The following is a 17,369-nucleotide window of genomic DNA, read 5'->3' on the forward strand; positions in this document are numbered from 1 at the left end:
GCCGTCGTTTGAGAAAGCAGCTTTTCCGAAGCTGCTCTCCAAACTTAGGCCATGACATTCAGCTGTCAAAAATGTGTACGTTACCGGATATGAAACAATCAGGGTTCGAGGCGGCGCTGCTGATAAATCCAGTCGACAATCTCACCGTCCGGGGTATAGCCGCTGACAGTGTCGCGCAGCAACTGGCGGACGCGTGCATAGTCGTCCTGGTCCACGGCAGCCAGCAACTCGGTCAACTTGACCTTCAGCACATCCCAGGACAGATGATCCTCGTTGGCCGTCATGATCATCGGGTGTTGGGTGGCCGCCACGTTGTCTCCAATCAGCAGCTCTTCGTACAGCTTCTCGCCCGGACGCAGCCCGGTGAACTCGATGGCGATGTCACCGTGCAAGTTCTTTTCCGAGCGCACGCTCAGGCCGGAAAGATGGATCATCTTCTCGGCCAGCTCGACGATCCTCACAGGCTCACCCATATCGAGTACGAACACATCACCACCCTGCCCCATGGAGCCCGCCTGGATCACCAACTGCGCAGCTTCAGGGATGGTCATGAAGTACCGAGTGATCTTCGGATGCGTGACAGTCAGCGGACCACCCGACTTGATCTGCTTGTGAAACAACGGAATGACCGAACCCGACGATCCCAGGACATTACCGAACCGCACCATCGTGAAGCGCGTCTTGTTCACACGCGAAACATTGCTCGTATCGCCGAACAATACCGGAGCCAACTCACGACTCAACGCCTGCAACGTCAACTCGGCAAGACGCTTGGTGCTGCCCATGACATTGGTAGGTCGCACAGCTTTGTCCGTCGAAATCAGGACGAAGTTGGCCACTCCCGCCTGGAGTGCGGCCTGGGCCGTATTGAGCGTGCCGATCACATTATTGAGCACACCTTCGGCAATGTTGTGTTCGACCATGGGCACATGCTTGTAGGCCGCGGCGTGATACACCGTGTCTACTCGCCAGGTTTTCATGACATCCAGCAACTTGTCCGGGTTACGAACCGACCCGAGAATCGGCAGGAGACGGATGGACAGCGACTCTCGGGCGACCCGCTGTTCCAGCTCCGACAAGATGGAGTAAAGATTGAACTCACTGTGTTCAAACAACAGAAGCGTTGTCGGGCGCAGCGCCAGAATCTGCCGGCAAAGCTCGGAGCCAATGGAACCACCAGCGCCCGTGACCAACACCGACTGCCCCGTGATGCAATGTTCGAGCAAGTCAGCCTGAGCCGGGACTGCGTCCCGTCCGAGCAGGTCGGCAATGTCTACTTCCTGGATATCGTCGACCTTGACCCGGCCACTGGCGAGGTCCATGAATCCCGGGACACTTCGAACGTGCAGCGGAAAGCCTTCCAGAAACCCGAGAATCTCGCGGCGACGTCCACGGTTGGACGAAGGAATGGCGAGCAGGATTTCCTGGGCGCCAGTGTTGTCGATCATTTGCTGGATATTTTCAGGCTGAAACACCTGCAACCCGGAGATCACCCTGTCGGCGATGCCACTATCGTCATCGATAAAGGCCACGGGCCGCATGACACGCCCCATCCGCAGCGCGGCAACGAGTTGATTACCCGCTGCCCCCGCGCCGTAGATAGCAACTTTCGGCAGTCCATCATCCCGGTTTGTAAACGGAACGTGCTGAGTCGCACTGAACCAGTCGCCCATAAAATACTGACGCATGACCAGGCGAAGGCCGCCGATCATGATCAGGCTCAACCACCAATAGTTGAAAATGATCGAGCGAGGAACGACGTTTTGATGATTACTGTACCAATACACCACAACGCCAAGTATCAAGGATGAAAGTGTTACGGCCTTGATAATGGCAATGAGCGCGTCATTGCCAAAATAACGCATGACGGCACGGTACATGCCAAAGCGGACGAAAAGAGGAATGGCGATGACAGGTGCACTGACAAAAAGCCAGACATGCTCAGTGAACGGGTTGATCAACTCGTCCACCCCCAGACGCACGACAAACGCCATCCACAGGGCAAACCAGACCAAGGAAGTATCAGTCATAACCTGCAGAATGCGTTTATGTCGTCTTGGCAGACTTAACAACTTTGCCCGAATCTTATCCATAACCCCTCTTAACACCTCTCGAAGCTCCTAGCATTGATACAGCAACTACAGCTTTCGGTAACTCGCTTGCCGACAAAGCAATGCTCAAGACCCAATGCATCAATCACGCCTTGCCGACGATTTCCAACTCGCCTGCGTGAAACTTGAACGCCAGCAACACCAAAGGCACGTAGGCCAGGATCAATCCTGTCACGCCATCGACATATTGCATGACGACCAATATAGCCACTGGCACTAACCACAACAAATTGATCGCTGCGATTGCCAGCGTGACCGACCGATGGCTGCGATATTTTCGTGAAGCGTACTGGTAGCCATGGCTGCGATGAGCCTCATAAACCTTGTCACCGCGCAACAGCCGACGAATGAGGGTAAAGGTGGCATCCACAATGAAGACGCCCAACAAAATGAGCCAGGCCCAGAGAAACAGAGAATTGGTCCAGGCCGCGTGAAGCGACATCACCGCCAGTACGATGCCCAGGAAACCACTGCCGGCATCCCCCATGAAAATTTTCGCTGGCGGAAAATTCCAGGCAAGGAAACCCGATACGGCCATCGCCAGTACAAGCGGAGCAATGGCGAGACTGGTGTTGCCCGCAACCCAGTAGACCAGGCAAGCACCGACACAGGCGCAAATCGCCTCGACGCTGGCCAGGCCGTCAATGCCATCCATGAAGTTGTACAGGTTGAGCATCCAGACCAGATAGAACGCCCCGATGACATAGCCGAACCAGCCGAGACTGAACTCGTGACCGAACAGATTGATCGGCGCCATTCCCCCAATCCAGCACAATGCCCAGATGGCACCACTGAAATGCGCAAGCAGGCGCCAACGCGCGGCAATATGCCCATGGTCATCGAGAAAACCAACGATCGCGATCCAGCCGCCGGCCCCCAGCAGAGCCAACGCCAACGGCCAGGCGACGGCATCCGTCCAGGCCAGGACAGGCAGTGCAATCAGAAAACTCAAGACGATAGCCACACCACCACCCCGAGGGGTCGGGACCGAATGTGAACTACGCGCGTTAGGAACATCTATCAAGCTGCGTGCCAATGCGTATTTGCGCAATGCACCGGTGCCCAAGAATGAAACACCCACCACCAACGCCAACAACCATATTGTGTTCAAAGGTCAACTTCCTGAAACAGCCAAAACCGGTTCTGCAAGGAACCGGCACTGTCATAAGCCAGCTTGGCGCTGGCTTTCCTTGTAGTGATTGGCAGTCGACGCAAGCGCCTCATCTACGCTGATCGGAGGAATCCAGCCCAGCAATTCTCGAGTCTTGCTTATATCGACCTGCAGCGTCGACGACGCTCAGGATTTCGACCAGACAGTACGATTGATGTAGTCGGTGTAACTCAACACGACCCGAACTACCTGCTTCGACACAGGACCTGCCTGGTAATCCCTCACGACCGGGATAACGCGCTGGCTGCGATCATGCTGGCTGGTGACCACCCGTACAGCATCCAGCACGCCTTCCACTTTCAGGCCACTCATGATGAGAGTGCCTTCATCCATCCCTTCCGGGCGCTCGTGCGCATTACGAATGGTAATGGCAGGCAAATTCAGAAGAGAGGCTTCCTCGGTGATGGTGCCGCTGTCGGACAGCACGCAGAACGCCGACATCTGCAACTTGATGTAGTCGAGCAGACCGAATGGCTTCGAGAAACGAATCAATGGGTGATCGAGGGATTCTCCAATCGCTTCCAGGCGCTTGCGGGTGCGAGGGTGCGTGGAGACGATAATCGGATACTGGTATTTGTCCGCCAGGGCGCGCAGCGTTTTGAGCAAGTCGCGAAGGTTTTCCGGCGTATCGACGTTTTCTTCACGGTGAGCGCTGACGATGAAGAACTTGTCCTGCTCCAGGCCTTCTCGTGCCAGCACGTCGGAAGTGAGGATTTTCGGCATGTAATAGTCGAGCACCTCCTCCATGTGCGACCCGGTCTTGATGATGGTTTCAGGACGAATGCCTTCGGCGATCAGGTAGCGGCGGGCATGCTCTGTCAGGACCATGTTGATATCGCTCAGGTGATCGAGCACCTTGCGATTGAGCTCTTCAGGGACGCGCTGGTCAAAGCAGCGGTTACCGGCTTCCATATGGAACACAGGAATCTTGCGGCGCTTGGCGGCAATGACGGCCAGGCAGGTGTTGGTATCGCCGTAGAGCAGAAGCGCATCAGGCTTCTCGGCCTCGAATACTTCATCCGCCTTGGAAATCACTTCGGCGATGGTCTTGGCTGCGGTATCGCCTGCAGCACCCAGGAAGTAATCAGGCTTGCGAATTTCAAGGTCATCGAAAAAAACCTGATTCAATTCGAAGTCGTAGTTTTGACCCGAGTGAACCAACACATGATTAACCTGCTTATCAAGCTCGGCAATGACGCGGCTCATCTTGATAAGTTCTGGTCGCGTACCGACCAGCGTCATGACCTTAAGCATCAAGCTGCTCCTGAATGTATTCCAGATTCAACAGAACTTTCTTCACGCCTTCCACATCCAGACGCTCGGTATTGTGCGAGGTGTAATCGTCCAGATCGGAAATTTCCTTCTCGCCTTCAACAAAGAACTTCTTGTAGTTCAGGTCACGATTGTCCGATGGAATGCGGTAGTAACGCCCCATGTCTTCGGCTTTGGCCATTTCTTCGCGAGAGATCAGCGACTCGTAAAGTTTTTCGCCATGACGGGTGCCAATGACCCTGACGTCATTGTCGCGAGCAAAGAGTTCCTTGAGCGCTTGCGCCAGGTCCTCAACGGTCGAGGCAGGTGCTTTCTGGACGAAAATATCACCTTGCTCGGCGTGTTCGAACGCGTGCAGAACCAGGTCGACGGAATCCTCGAGCGACATCAAAAAGCGTGTCATGTTCGGGTCGGTGACGGTCAGCGGCTCGCCACTTTGCAACTGCTTGATGAACAACGGGATAACCGAACCGCGCGACGCCATGACATTGCCGTAGCGGGTTGCGCAGATCACCGGGCCTTTAGCCGGGATCATCCGCGACTTGGCAACCATCAGCTTCTCGGCCATGGCCTTGGAAATACCCATGGCATTAATCGGATAGACAGCCTTGTCGGTACTCAGTACAACGACACGCTGCACACCCGAAGCAATGGCCGCATTCAAAACGTTTTCGGTACCCATGACGTTGGTACGCACGGCTTCCATCGGGTAAAACTCGCAGGAAGGTACCTGCTTCAGGGCCGCGGCGTGGAAAATGTAATCCACACCCACCATGGCCTGATCAAGGCTGTCGCGGTCACGTACGTCACCGATGTAGAACTTCACTTTGTCATTGGACAAAGCAATGCGCATGTCTTCCTGCTTCTTCTCGTCACGGCTGAATACGCGAATCTCTTTTACGTCGGTATCCAGAAAACGCTTCAACACCGTATGGCCAAACGAGCCCGTACCGCCCGTGATCATCAAAACCTTATTATCAAACATATCTACCACCTTCCAAAACCTGATTGAATTTAATGATCAACGCAACGCGCGCATCGATTTAACCAATTCCAACCATGAAGGTGGAACGTAACCGGTTGCAGCCTGAAACTTCGAGGAGTTCAGTGAGCGATCTATAGAAAGTTGACTGTCCGCGATGATATCGATTTCCTTTTCGTAAACTTCCGCTACCAGTTTCAGAAGAGACAACTTGTCAATCGGAGCCACCGATACATGGTAAAGGCCATGAAGCTGCGGATTCGGTATTACGTAGTCGCGAATGACACGTGCCAGTTCCGCCGTAGGCAACCCCGAAAAAATGGCCTTTTCATAGCCTTTGACGGCGCCATTCTGGGAAAGAAACCAGTCGACCAGCGAATACTGGCTTCCCAATTCGTGACCAATGATGGAGGTCCGCAGGGTGATCGCATTCGATTCGGCATGCAGCTCGCCAATGTACTTCGACTTACCGTAGAGATCTTCCGCGTCGGAGGTATCCTCTTCGGTGTACGAACCCTTGCGACCGGAGAACACGCAATCGGTGCTGATATGAATCAGGCGTGCCCCGGACAGCGCGCACAGCTTGGCAATGCGGTGCGGCAACATCGCATTGATAGGCAGAGCCGACAGAGGATCCTTGGCATCAGCCAACTGCTTGATCAATCCAACGCAGTTGATGACGACATCCGGCTTGACCCGTGCCAGTACCGAAACCAGGGAGTCATGGTCAAGCACGTCAACGTTACTGATCAACGAACCGTGGGTGTCTTCAGAAAAGTATCTGGCGCCATTCGGGTTGCGCAATGTGCCCCACACCTCAAGGTGCGGGTTTCCGTGGAATTGCCTGAACACCGTGCTACCCAGCATTCCGGTGACCCCTAACACAAGAACCTTCATTTTGACCTGCCTTTCAATTCGTTAATCCTGCTGTGGAGAAGCTCGACCAGGCGCTGGCTTTGCCGCTCCATTTCGAAATGCTCGAGGTAGTACGCTCGCCCTGACTGCCCCAACGATTCCCGTTGTTCCAGAGTCATATGGAAAAGTTGTTCAATGCTCTTCGCCATACCTTCGGCGTCCTGCGCCGGACTCGTCAGACCAGCCCCGGCTTCCTGAACGATGCGGGCCCCCTCGCCATCCAGTGCAGCAATGATGGGCCTCCCTGCTGCCAGGTAAGCCTGAACTTTACTGGGGATGGTATAGGAGAACGCCTCATTCTGCTTCAACGTCACCAACAAACCCGCTGCCCGGCTGAAAAAATGTGGCATTTCGCTCGCCGGGAAACGCCCGGCAAGGATGAGGTTGTCCAATGCTCGTGATTGCTTCTGACTTTCGATCCAGCTCAACATGCTGCCGCTGCCGACCAGAACAATTTTAAGGCCGGATAAACCGCGAAGCTTGTCCGCCACCTCGACGAGGGTTTCAACCGACTGGGCAGTCCCGAGGTTTCCGGCGAAAACGAGGCAGAAGTTATTCTCGAGCTCTGCCAGCAAGGGCGCGGGAATCCGCGTTTGCTCAGTACTTGGAGGCACGTCCTGATAGGAGTTTGGGTAATACACAATCTTACCCGGGTCAGCATAGCGGGCGACCGGCTCACGGAATGCTCGCGACTGAACCAGAAGCGTATCGACGAACGCGTAAATGCCTCTCACCATCCAGCCCGCGGCACGCAGCGCTGTTTTGTTCTTGACGAATCCCGTTGCACTCAGGCTCTCTGGCCAAAGATCTTGAACCCATACAGCCAGATGGCTCTTGAGCTTCCACTTCAGATAAATGGCAGGGATGGCCGCCGTAATGGGAGACATTGCAAATACAAAGATCGCATCGTAATTTTCGCCTTTGACTGCACGCGGAAAGTATCTCAGCCCATTCACAACGAAAGACAAATAATTGAACAGCAGGTTTTTTGCGCCCGATGAACCACGAGGCCTGAGCGGTGCGCGACAGAGCTTGACCGAAGAGTCGTAGATTTCTTCCTGGTATCCAGAAGCACTGTAACCGTCGAATACAACTCCCTCCGGATAGTTTGGTTTCCCGGTGAGAACCTTTACGACGTGCCCCTGTGCAGTTAAAGTCCTGACCAGATCATTAATAATAAAAAATTCCGGCCAGAAATATTGCGACACCACAAGAATTTTCATCTATCAAACACTTCCCTTTGCGCGCCCGGCCAAAGCCAGCAACTCGAACCACGTTTTTCTCGAGGTGTTTTCCCAGTCAAACTTGTCACTTTGCGTTACTGCCTCGGTGGACAATTTCTTCAAAATATCTGGGCTCGTTAACGCCTCGGTGAGAACATCTTGTATGTTTTTTGAATCAAACGGCGAAAAATAAAGTGCAGCCTCTGCTCCAAATTCCGGCATAGGCATTACATTGGAACAGATCATTGGCCTACCGGAGGCCATCGCTTCAAGAAGAATATTCGGGCAGTTCTCACAGGACGAAGCAAAGAGATTCAGATAGGCGTGATGATACAGAGGAGGAAGGCTCTGATAAGGAATAGCGCCCAACAACAGCACCTGACTTTCCAGGCCAAGTGTAGAAATCAGGGCTTTTACGCGCTCGGCCTCTGGCAGATGTGTTTCACCCACGAAAATCAGCGGAAACCTTTCACGAAGCTCCTGAGGGAGGTTTGCGTAGGCACTGACAACCTCATAGTGATGTTTGTAAACATCAAATCTCGAGACATATAAAATGTAATCACCCGCCGGAAGAAAATCAGGGCGAACGGGGTTGCTGCTGTGAGTTCGAAACACCGAACCGATGCCATGGGGGATGGTGACGGCGTTTTTCACCTTGGTCAGCGACTCGATTACACTTCGCGCGTAATTGGAGATGAAGATTGTCAAATCAGCTTCCGACATGCTCTTGAGCATAATCCGGTTCAACAACCAGTTCCTCAGGCGCTGTAATCCCAACGGGATACTTTTGCGTACGCGCAGATCAAACGGGATCATGTTCCGAAACATCGTTGCAACCTTGCAGCCTGCAGGCGCACGAGTGCTGACGACCCCACCGGGGCAAAACAGTACGTCGGCCTTTTCCGCCTTCAAGATCCGGGGCAGCGCCCACTTTTCCCAGAGCGCCCTGAGAATCGGGTTCTCTGTGGGCCAGGCCGGTTCGACCCGACGGATGCGGGGATGATCCGGCAGCTTCAGTGAAGCCGGGGCGAAGACAACGATCTCAAGATCTTCGTTGACGGGAACAAATTGAAAAAGATTGATCAGGTATGTCTGACCTCCGCCAAGTCGGGCAGAGAGCGCGTTGAAAACTATCTTCATAGAACACCATTGCTCAATATAATTAACGACTATTTTTATCAAGCCAGGACTGGAACATTAGAATATTCCACAAATGAAGACTGCGATCGTAGGTTCCGTTTTGATGCTGGACCCATGCCGAACGAATTTTCTGACAATCAAAATAACCTTCTCTCTTGATTCGCTCTTCCGTCAACAACTCTTCCGCCCACTCTCTAAGCGGCCCACGCAGCCATTGCGCCAGGGGAATGGAGAAGCCCGCCTTCGGCCTATCGAAGAATGAATTGGGTACATAGCGTTTCAGCAACTCACGAAGCGGCCACTTCCCGACACCATTTTTGATTAATTGGTCTGAAGACAAGGAAAACGCCAGTTCCGCAACTCGATGATCGAGCAATGGCGCGCGGGTTTCGAGGCTCGCGCTCATGGCGCCGCGGTCTACTTTAACCAGCAAATCGTCAGGCAAATATTGAGAAACGTCCCACCGACGCATTTCCTCAATATAGTCGTCCGCCGATTCCCAGCAAATAGCGCCCTGACCTTGACTGCCAGCTCCCAGCACGACGTTGTCGTCAGGCTGCCACTGCGACATCAAACCGGTGTACATCTGTGCCAGACTCTCGGATGCCAGCAACTCGGACATTCTGTAGATGCGGCGACCATTCACTTTTGCTCGTACCGAACCCGGTAAAACAGAGCAGACGTTGTCCCACCCCTTTGAGGAAAGCGAGCGAAGTGAGTAAGCCATGACACGGCGTGCAGGCAAAGGCAGCTTTTCTATACGCGCCCATAAGCCGGCAGTGATCTGGTAGCGGGGATAACCGGCAAAAAGTTCATCACCGCCGTCCCCGGACAGCGCAACAGATACATGTTGCTTGGTCATCCTGGAAACCAGGATTGTAGGGATCTGCGAGGAGTCAGCGAAAGGCTCGTCGTAAATTTCCGGCAAATGCGGAATGATCGAAACGGCGTCATCCGCACCTAGATAAAACTCAGTGTGATTCGTCCCCAAGTGCTTGGCGATCGCCTTCGCATAAGGGGCTTCGTCAAACTCAGGCTCATTGAAGCCGATGGTGTAAGTGTTGATACTTGAGCTGCTTTGCGACTGCATCAACGAAACAATCAGGCTTGAATCCACCCCACCGGACAGGAACGCACCGAGTGGAACATCCGCAATCATCTGCGACTTCACCGCCGCTGACAGCCTTTCACCAACAACGTCCACCACCTCTTTGTCGCTAGCCTGCGACAACTCATCCCTTAATACACTGGATTGCGCCAGTGACCAGTATGAAACAGGTGTCTGCCGGGAAGAAAAAGAGTCCACCGTCAGATAATGAGCTGGCGGAAGTTTCTTAATACCTTCGTAGATAGACTCAGGGGCTGGAACATAGCCAAACCTGACAAACTTCGCCAAAGCATGACGATCAATGCGCAGATCATCAGTAAAGGCCGCCTTGATTGCTTTCAACTCGGAGGAGAAAACAAACCGGTTACCGACAATACCGTAATACAGGGGTTTTTCCCCCATACGATCCCGGGCTAACGTAATTGTCTTGCTGACTTTGTCCCAGACGGCGAATGCAAACATGCCGACCAGATTTTCGAGCGTTGTTTTTACACCCCACGCCTCGATCGCAGCCAGCAGGACTTCCGTGTCAGAGTGACCACGCCAGATACGTGTCGAACCGGAGTCAATCAGCTTTTGTCGCAACTCATTGAAATTATAGATTTCACCATTGAACACAATAACGAAACGTTCGTTATCGGACACCATTGGCTGACTTCCATGTACCGACAACTCCAGAATGGAAAGCCGCCGATGGCCCAGCGAAATCCCACTATCGGCATCTGACCAAACTGCTCCGTCATCGGGCCCGCGATGTATCAGCGCATCCACCATTTTGCCAACGGCAAAGGCGCTCTGCTGATCCAACTTCCACCCGACAACTCCCGCAATTCCGCACATACCTACGCTCTCACTCCAGTGAAAATATTTAAACTCACTTCAAAACCCGAACGAGTTTCATCGCGAAGAATAATCCAAATGACAATACATAAAAAACCATCGCATTCAGCAAGCTTATTTCACCATACCAAACCCAGTGCATAACCGATGCAGCACAAAGCATATACAGAAAAAGCTGCAAGAAGTCCTGATCGCGCCAGCCCGAATCGACAAAACGCAAGAAACAGACGCTGATGAACCCGTTGAAGAATACACCAAACAAGCCGAAATTTTCGAACGCCACACCAGCGGCATGGATCCCGCCCATCCCGGTAATGAAGTACCAGTAGGCCGGGTTATCCACCGTAATGGGCTTCACTACACCGAAAGCCGAATAGATAGGAGAAGGTGCCAGCGAAAGAAACATGTCGAGGTAGGTCTGACCATACCGCAGGTGCTCGCCATCCCAGAAGCCCGTCAACTGCTGGACGAGCGGCAGGATGATTGCATTCCATGAGTTGAACAAAAAGAATTGTTCAATGTTATCTGTAGTTAAATCAACATCCATGCGTACCATGGAAACAATAACGCCGCTGCTCAGAACTACCAGCATAAAAGCCGCAACACACAACAATGTTTTGAATTTGATGAGATGGCTGTAGCGAAACATCAAGCCCAGCACATAGGCCACTACCAACACAACAAAGTCCCGATCTCCGGTCATCGCGTTGGCAACGGAATAAGCCAGCACCAGCAGCGCCGAGAAGGTGAGCATGTACCATGATGGATAGGCAAACGCCAATGCAGTGACCGCAATGATAGAAAAAACCACCACAGCCTCGACACCCGCAAACATCTCGAGCATCGCCTCCACATTTATCAGCCTGAACAAAACAAAGAAGACCGAGACTGAAAGAAACACCAGCCCTGCCAACTTGAAGTCAATTGGAGAGAAAAAAGCGCGGCGCGAAGAGGAGATGTCGGCAGGCACCAAAAGCCCCAACAGGTAGGCAGTCAGCCCGCCAGCGACACCTAGAAACCAGACAAGCGAAAGTCTGAATACGAACTGCTCATCAAGGTAAAAACTATAGTCTCCGATCGGCCAAAGCGTAACGGTATCGCTCCATAGGCTGCTTACCAGCCCAAGGAAGGGCACCGAATAGCAGACGGCGTATAACGCAACCAGATATTTTTTGGATATCAGGCACAAAATAATTTGAACGACCAAAATCAGCAAGCATGTCGAAACCAGTAATATAACCATGAACCTAACTCAAAAAATTAAAGCAACAGAACCGACCACCAGGTCCAACACTGGCCCCAACATCACTTGCAGTCATGCGTATAGCCTGAGCATGAATCATATCGAATACACCTTTCATTGCAGCAACTTACGTCCACCCAAGGACGCAAGCACCACAATTTGCGCAACCAGGGCCAGTATGAATGACCTGAAAAGATCAATCGCCAACATGTCGCCCTTCATACCCGCATAAGCCGTCGACGCCAGATAGACAATCGCATAAATGCAACTAGCCAGAAAAACTACCTTCGTCAGGTTTTTGCTGTGCAGGATCTGAGTAATGATAGTAGTCACAAGGCCAAGACCGCCCGCCAACACTGCATAAGCCAGAAGGTCGGTTTTACTGCACAAACTGCTACCCAGAAAACACAACCAGTAACTCTGCGTCAGAATCATGAACAAAGGCAAACAAATCGAAACTGCAACACCGAGCATCAAATACAACTTGCTGGAATTCTTGCCATGACCCGCCAGCTTGACGATGGCATATGAAGCAAGCGAACTCGGAAGAACCGTGACCAAAATATAAAAAAGAAAAAACAGATTGAAATAGCCCACTTCAGAAACATTCAAACTTGAATTTGCAAATATCATCAGACAAATGATATGAACAGGTGCCCCCAGAAGCATGCTTCCAGCGATGGCAGGAGCACCAGAACGGGTGAGCAGAGCGGCCATCTTTGCAAAAGAGAAGTACTCACGCACTCCTCCTTCTTCAGGGCTGAACTTGCTCGCCTTTATCATAAAAAAACCGAACGCAGGAGCGATCAACGTGCAGAGTGCAAGTGTCAGAATGACACCCTCTATACGCCCTTCAACCTTCGCGATAGCCAGTACCAGGAGTAATCCAAGCAGCCCATGGGCGGCCAAGGCAGCCACCCATCTTCCAGAGGTGTTAAGCGAGAACATCAGACCGGTTATGGTCAGATTGCAAACACAGGCAAACCCGAGGAAAAACGCGCCGGTCATCAAGTAGCCAGCACTCAGCTCATAAGAGGACGCAGGCGCCGGGAACACTGAAAAAACAGCGACACAGAGGGCACCCACAACGATGCCGCCCCATGCCATGAGACTCAAGGAAGTCCTGTAGTTTACATTTTCGGCATTCATTACCGCATAGCGACTTAGCGCCACACTCAAGCACTCCCCCACCACAGTCGCGATGCCTGTTACGATCGCGTAGTGGTAAGAGAATACGCCGTACAACTCAACCCCTAACATTCGAGCCAGGCTGAACAGCAAAACAAACATGCAAAGTTTGTTTGCCAAAACTGTAATAGCACAGATCCCTTTAATCACAAGAATTAACTTCTTGCGAAGAACGAAACGTACCAGTCAGCTGCTTTCAACATACCTTCGCCAACATTGAAGAGAGGTTGATAACCCAGCAGATCCTTTGCCTTGTCAATATTGGCTTGCGAATGCCTTACATCACCTGCACGAAAATCCCGATATACCATTTCAGAGGTAGTCGTGACATCAACATTGGACAAAGCACCCTTGATACAAGCAAAGACCTGATTCAATGTCGTGCGGTCGCCCACGGCGACGTTATAAACATTGTTTTTTGCTTCAGGACTCGCACAGGCAGCCAGAATATTGGCCTGGACCGCATTCTCTACGAAGCAGAAATCGCGACTCGTTTCCCCATCACCATTAACGAAAACCTCCTCGTTGTTGATCATGGCCGCAGTCCACTTGGGAATAACTGCTGCATAGGCGCCATTTGGATCCTGACGCTTGCCGAACACGTTGAAGTAACGAAGACCAATGGTTTTGAAACCGTAGGTGCTGGAAAAAACCTCAGCGTACAGTTCATTTACATATTTCGTGACGGCATAAGGAGAAAGAGGTTTTCCGATAACCCCCTCAACTTTAGGCAGTCCCGGATGATCGCCATAGGTAGAGCTGGAAGCTGCGTAGGTAAAACTCTTCACCTGTGCATCTTTCGCCGCGACCAGCATATTCAGAAAGCCATCAATATTGGTGCTGTTCGTGGTAATCGGATCATTGATGGAACGAGGGACGGACCCGAGCGCCGCCTGATGCAGAACGTAGTCCACCGGAACATCAGTGGCCGCATCAAAAGTCATCGCCTTTCTGCAGTCTTCAATATTTCTGATATCCCCGGTCACCAGCACGAATCGCGCCCATTGCTCCGGGCTCACTACCGACTGCACTTCGTCGAGATTACGTTGATGCCCGGTCGCAAAGTTATCGAGCCCAACAACCCGCTGATCCAACTTCAGCAGCGTCTCCAATAGGTTGGAGCCGATAAATCCGGCGACGCCTGTGATCAACCAAACCTTGGGAGACTGTTGAATTTCAGCTTTGACTTTCTCGAAACGGATCATGTAATTCTCGACTTGGCATTTTTATGTCAGTGATAACGAATCAGGGTCTTCACAGACCCCGAGGATCACAAACGCAGATCTGACTGAGAGGCATCCAGCAGATACTTGAGGTCATAGAGAACGTGTTCGGCTTTACCCAGGCTCCGGATGCTCTCAGCGCCCATCGCGGCAAACTCGTTATGTGCCACAGCCAGAATAATACCGTCGTAGGAATTGACCTCTGGTTGACTGATAGGAGTAATCGAGTACTCATGCATTGCTTCAGCCGCATCGACCCACGGGTCGTACACATCAACGACAATATTGAATTCAGCGAGCTCATTTACGATGTCGATGATTTTGGTGTTGCGCAGATCAGGGCAGTTCTCCTTAAACGTCAACCCCATAATCAGCACTCGCGCACCATCAACATGAATTTTGCGCTTGAGCATTGCCTTGACTAGTTGAGAGACGACGTAAGCGCCCATACTGTCGTTCAAACGGCGACCGGCCAGAATGATTTCAGGGTGGTAACCAATAGACTGAGCCTTATGCGTCAGGTAGTAAGGATCTACACCAATGCAATGCCCGCCTACCAGACCCGGACGAAATGGCAAGAAGTTCCACTTAGTACCGGCGGCCTCCAGAACGGCCTGGGTATCAATACCCATTTTATTGAAAATCAATGCCAACTCATTGATCAGCGCAATATTCAAATCGCGCTGCGTGTTTTCAATAACCTTTGCAGCCTCGGCAACTTTGATGCTCTTGGCCTTGTGAGTACCAGCGATAATGATTGTGTTATACAGCGCATCGACAAGATCGGCGACTTCTGGAGTTGAACCCGCTGTCACTTTTTTAATGGTAGTGACACGATGCTCTTTATCGCCCGGATTTATGCGCTCCGGACTATAACCTGCAAAAAAATCAACATTAAACTTTAGACCGGATACTTTTTCCAATACCGGTACACAGTCTTCCTCGGTAGCGCCAGGATAGACCGTTGATTCATAAATAACGATATCGCCTTTTTTCAGAACGCGACCAATGGATTCACTCGCTTTAATCAAAGGCGTCAAGTCCGGGCGCTTGTGCTCATCGATCGGCGTAGGCACGGTAACAATAAATACGTTGCAGGCAGACAACTCATCCAGCGCGGAGCTAAAGCTCAATCCTGACGCGGATTGCAACTCATCATCAGACACCTCGAGAGTAGCGTCATGACCGGCCTTCAGCGCTTCAATTCGTCGCTGGCTGATATCAAAACCAACCACTTGCATTTTTTTGCCAAACTCAACCGCCAGCGGCAAGCCCACATAACCGAGACCCACTATGGCCAACTTCACATCTTCGAGTTTAAGCATTGTTTTCCCTTGCCATTCATCAATATTAAGTCGATCGTTAAGCACTTCACATCTCGCGCGTCAGAAACGTACGGCATAGCTGCGTAAACTGGAAATTATACCGAAAGCTCCGCTGGGAACCACAATCATTTTCAGCAGTCCGGGAAAGAATATCCCGACCCTTGGCGTAACTGCGAGGAGCACCGCACCGCCCGGGATAATAGCCGCCAATGAAACGACTGGAAACTGCCGACGATCAATTCGTGACCATCACTGCCTATCACACTGCGGAGCAAAGCTCGACCCCTCCCATCGAAAAAACGCCGAGCTGGGTGATTACGAGCCAGGAAACATATCACGCATGATTTCGTCGAAGCCGGACAGACAGACAAATCGAAATTCGATTCATCTGGCACTGCCCGCCCGGGAGCAGAAGCCAGCTTCCTTCCCGGGTTAAATTAATGCCCCATCGCTCGGCGATAGGGCACTGAAATATTACTGACAGAGGGTATAAAGCTTAATCATCCGATTTTGCTGCGAAGAACCCACGCAACAATACGACAGCCAAACCCAGAATAAGGCCGGAAATAATACCCAAGACAAGGATCAATGCCTTGTTAGGCTTGACCGGGGCATCTGGCAGCTCGACATCTCCGTCCTGGCGATAGACAGACACCGCCGTCGCGTCAGTTTTCAACCCTTTGAAAAAGTTGTACTTACCCTGAAGCTCACGCAAACGATCCGTGAATGGGTCATCCGACGTGCGGGCCTGGAGATTCTCGATTTCCGCCTTCAGCGCTTTCGAGCCACGCATGTACGTAAGCTGACCAGACTCACCACCCGCAATAACAGACTGACTCAGCGTAATGGCGGGCGGCCTCTCCAATCCAATCGACTCGGCAATGCGCAAGGCTTCAGTCAACCTGGCAATCGAGTCCTCTTTCGCCATGCGACTGGCATCCCTTGCGGAGCTTATCTGCTGCTCCAGATTACGAGCACGAACCTCAGACTCGATCGAAAGGTTCCTGATCATTTCATTTTTGGCTAAATCGCCAGCCTGGGCGATGTACGCTGCAGCCCAATTTCTGGCCTGCTCAGGGTTGCTGGTCTGTACGACAACCAAATATCTGTCCGAGGCCTCCTTGAGTGGAGAAACGACACGGAGCACCTGAGAGAAATCCCCATACAAGACATCCTGGGACTTTTTACGCTGTTCCTCGGACAAACTTGGTAGATAGACTTTGTAAAAAAAATCCCGACGCAGCGACTCTGCCTGCAAACGACGAATGTATATCTCGTAGACATCCTTAACATTATAAGGCGCCAACTCTGTATCTCTCGTACGCCCGTAGTTAAAGTTAGCAATATCGTTCTGAGTTGGCGGAATTACGAAAGCCTTCGCTTCATAAATTGGAGTAGCGACAAAAGCGTAGCTCGCTGCAGCGACTGCCCCAAGGACAACAAAAGCTAAAATGATAAATTTCTGACGTGAAATAGCGCGAACAAACCTTTGAAACTCAAAATCACTTGAATTATTTTCTTGTCTGGAGTCGCCCTGCATATACTGGTAGCCTTTTACTTATAAAGTTACTTTACATTCCACGAACACAGACATTGAGAACCATCAACGTAAATCTCCAGGACTCAAG

The 17,369-nt window shown here is 51.8% G+C and carries 13 protein-coding genes; all 13 read right to left on the minus strand.

Annotated features, from left to right (window positions below):
- Nucleotides 1-98: 98 nt before the first annotated feature.
- Nucleotides 99-2,093 carry a polysaccharide biosynthesis protein gene (locus tag AB4O16_RS08535; RefSeq protein ID WP_160386007.1) on the minus strand — a complete coding sequence of 665 codons (1,995 nt, stop codon included), beginning with the start codon at nt 2,091-2,093 and terminating at the stop codon, nt 99-101.
- A gap of 103 nt (nt 2,094-2,196) precedes the next feature.
- Nucleotides 2,197-3,222: an MraY family glycosyltransferase gene (locus AB4O16_RS08540; protein ID WP_160386006.1), complete on the minus strand. Its 1,026-nt coding sequence runs from the start codon at nt 3,220-3,222 to the stop codon at nt 2,197-2,199.
- A gap of 186 nt (nt 3,223-3,408) precedes the next feature.
- Nucleotides 3,409-4,536 (minus strand): non-hydrolyzing UDP-N-acetylglucosamine 2-epimerase, encoded by a 1,128-nt coding sequence (wecB, locus tag AB4O16_RS08545; RefSeq protein WP_160386005.1) that lies wholly within the window; start codon nt 4,534-4,536, stop codon nt 3,409-3,411.
- Entirely contained in the window at nt 4,529-5,539 is a 1,011-nt protein-coding gene (locus tag AB4O16_RS08550) for a polysaccharide biosynthesis protein (RefSeq protein ID WP_160386004.1), read from the minus strand. The genes wecB and AB4O16_RS08550 overlap by 8 nt, the downstream gene beginning before the upstream one ends.
- Before the next feature lie 36 nt (nt 5,540-5,575).
- On the minus strand, nt 5,576-6,433 hold the full coding sequence (locus tag AB4O16_RS08555; protein WP_160386003.1) for a dTDP-4-dehydrorhamnose reductase family protein: 858 nt from the start codon (nt 6,431-6,433) through the stop codon (nt 5,576-5,578).
- A complete protein-coding gene (locus tag AB4O16_RS08560; protein ID WP_160386002.1) occupies nt 6,430-7,674 on the minus strand; it encodes a glycosyltransferase family 4 protein in 1,245 nt (414 codons plus the stop codon). Before AB4O16_RS08560 ends, AB4O16_RS08555 begins: the two co-directional genes overlap by 4 nt.
- Nucleotides 7,675-7,677: 3 nt before the next feature.
- Nucleotides 7,678-8,814, minus strand: a complete 1,137-nt coding sequence (locus AB4O16_RS08565; RefSeq protein ID WP_160386001.1) for a glycosyltransferase family 4 protein — start codon at nt 8,812-8,814, stop codon at nt 7,678-7,680.
- 22 nt (nt 8,815-8,836) lie between these two features.
- A complete protein-coding gene (gene asnB, locus AB4O16_RS08570) occupies nt 8,837-10,762 on the minus strand; it encodes an asparagine synthase (glutamine-hydrolyzing) (protein WP_160386000.1) in 1,926 nt (641 codons plus the stop codon).
- 34 nt (nt 10,763-10,796) lie between these two features.
- Nucleotides 10,797-11,978 carry a hypothetical protein gene (locus tag AB4O16_RS08575; RefSeq protein WP_160385999.1) on the minus strand — a complete coding sequence of 394 codons (1,182 nt, stop codon included), beginning with the start codon at nt 11,976-11,978 and terminating at the stop codon, nt 10,797-10,799.
- 141 nt (nt 11,979-12,119) lie between these two features.
- On the minus strand, nt 12,120-13,343 hold the full coding sequence (locus AB4O16_RS08580; RefSeq protein ID WP_460157525.1) for an MATE family efflux transporter: 1,224 nt from the start codon (nt 13,341-13,343) through the stop codon (nt 12,120-12,122).
- A 5-nt stretch (nt 13,344-13,348) separates the two neighbouring features.
- Nucleotides 13,349-14,398 (minus strand): NAD-dependent epimerase/dehydratase family protein, encoded by a 1,050-nt coding sequence (locus AB4O16_RS08585; protein WP_160385997.1) that lies wholly within the window; start codon nt 14,396-14,398, stop codon nt 13,349-13,351.
- Nucleotides 14,399-14,463: 65 nt separating this feature from the next.
- The gene (tviB, locus tag AB4O16_RS08590; RefSeq protein WP_160385996.1) at nt 14,464-15,741 is read right to left on the minus strand and encodes a Vi polysaccharide biosynthesis UDP-N-acetylglucosamine C-6 dehydrogenase TviB; all 1,278 of its coding nucleotides are present in this window, start codon (nt 15,739-15,741) and stop codon (nt 14,464-14,466) included.
- A gap of 496 nt (nt 15,742-16,237) precedes the next feature.
- Nucleotides 16,238-17,281, minus strand: coding sequence for an LPS O-antigen chain length determinant protein WzzB (locus tag AB4O16_RS08595; RefSeq protein ID WP_160385995.1), 1,044 nt, complete (start codon nt 17,279-17,281; stop codon nt 16,238-16,240).
- Nucleotides 17,282-17,369 lie beyond the last annotated feature (88 nt).

The sequence above is a fragment of the Pseudomonas sp. S2_H10 genome (assembly GCF_054668285.1).

Bases quoted from the DNA above. Each gene is read 5' to 3' on its own strand.
- AB4O16_RS08535 (WP_160386007.1), bottom strand. From the start codon at position 2,093: ATGGATAAGATTCGGGCAAAGTTGTTAAGTCTGCCAAGACGACATAAA.
- AB4O16_RS08565 (WP_160386001.1), bottom strand. From the start codon at position 8,814: ATGAAGATAGTTTTCAACGCGCTCTCTGCCCGACTTGGCGGAGGTCAG.
- asnB (WP_160386000.1), bottom strand. From the start codon at position 10,762: ATGTGCGGAATTGCGGGAGTTGTCGGGTGGAAGTTGGATCAGCAGAGC.
- AB4O16_RS08550 (WP_160386004.1), bottom strand. From the start codon at position 5,539: ATGTTTGATAATAAGGTTTTGATGATCACGGGCGGTACGGGCTCGTTT.
- AB4O16_RS08555 (WP_160386003.1), bottom strand. From the start codon at position 6,433: ATGAAGGTTCTTGTGTTAGGGGTCACCGGAATGCTGGGTAGCACGGTG.
- AB4O16_RS08560 (WP_160386002.1), bottom strand. From the start codon at position 7,674: ATGAAAATTCTTGTGGTGTCGCAATATTTCTGGCCGGAATTTTTTATT.
- wecB (WP_160386005.1), bottom strand. From the start codon at position 4,536: ATGCTTAAGGTCATGACGCTGGTCGGTACGCGACCAGAACTTATCAAG.
- AB4O16_RS08595 (WP_160385995.1), bottom strand. From the start codon at position 17,281: ATGCAGGGCGACTCCAGACAAGAAAATAATTCAAGTGATTTTGAGTTT.
- tviB (WP_160385996.1), bottom strand. From the start codon at position 15,741: ATGCTTAAACTCGAAGATGTGAAGTTGGCCATAGTGGGTCTCGGTTAT.
- AB4O16_RS08585 (WP_160385997.1), bottom strand. From the start codon at position 14,398: ATGATCCGTTTCGAGAAAGTCAAAGCTGAAATTCAACAGTCTCCCAAG.